This window comes from Bacillus sp. OTU2372, from assembly GCF_038440275.1.
In the GTDB taxonomy this organism is placed as follows: domain Bacteria; phylum Bacillota; class Bacilli; order Bacillales; family Cytobacillaceae; genus Neobacillus; species Neobacillus bataviensis_B.
The window spans coordinates 1-590 of the sequence record NZ_JASATK010000074.1 but is presented as its reverse complement, the minus strand read 5'-3'; the positions used below and the strand labels follow the sequence as shown (position 1 = coordinate 590).

The 590-nt window shown below is 47.8% G+C and carries 4 tRNA genes; all 4 read right to left on the bottom strand.

Annotated elements, in window-relative coordinates:
* Window positions 1-193: 193 nt before the first annotated feature.
* The 4 genes from AAHB15_RS29980 to AAHB15_RS29965 all read right to left on the bottom strand — a co-directional run bounded on the left by AAHB15_RS29980 (window position 194) and on the right by AAHB15_RS29965 (window position 573).
* Window positions 194-286, bottom strand: a tRNA-Ser gene (locus AAHB15_RS29980).
* 17 nt (window positions 287-303) lie between these two features.
* Window positions 304-380 (bottom strand) — tRNA-Ile (locus AAHB15_RS29975).
* A 25-nt stretch (window positions 381-405) separates the two neighbouring features.
* Window positions 406-482: transfer RNA gene (locus AAHB15_RS29970), tRNA-Met, on the bottom strand.
* 15 nt (window positions 483-497) lie between these two features.
* Window positions 498-573, bottom strand: a tRNA-Ala gene (locus AAHB15_RS29965).
* Window positions 574-590 lie beyond the last annotated feature (17 nt).

Below are 590 nucleotides of genomic sequence, written 5' to 3'. Positions count from 1 at the left end.
TAGTAAAAAGTATTAAGTTTGGAGTATGCTCCATGTTTTGTTACTGACTGTCCCCATCTCAGAAAGCTTAATCAAGCCGCAGCTCGATGGGTACAACTCGCAGATTATTCATTGTAGCAACGCTCGTTGCTCCACCCCGCGATAGTAAAAGTTATTAAGTTTGGAGTATGCTCCATGTTTCGCTAAAATAATATGGCGGAGGAAGAGGGATTCGAACCCCCGCGCGGTTTAACCCGCCTGTCGGTTTTCAAGACCGATCCCTTCAGCCGAACTTGGGTATTCCTCCATATTATATTAAGCTACTGGTGGACCTTGTAGGACTCGAACCTACGACCGGACGGTTATGAGCCGTCTGCTCTAACCAGCTGAGCTAAAGGTCCATGTTAATCTAATCATAATTATTAATGGTAGCGGCGGAGGGGATCGAACCCCCGACCTTACGGGTATGAACCGTACGCTCTAGCCAGCTGAGCTACACCGCCATTATATAATTAAATTGGTGGAGTCTAGGGGGATCGAACCCCTGACCTCCTGCGTGCAAAGCAGGCGCTCTCCCAGCTGAGCTAAGACCCCATAAGTTTTAAGAAGAA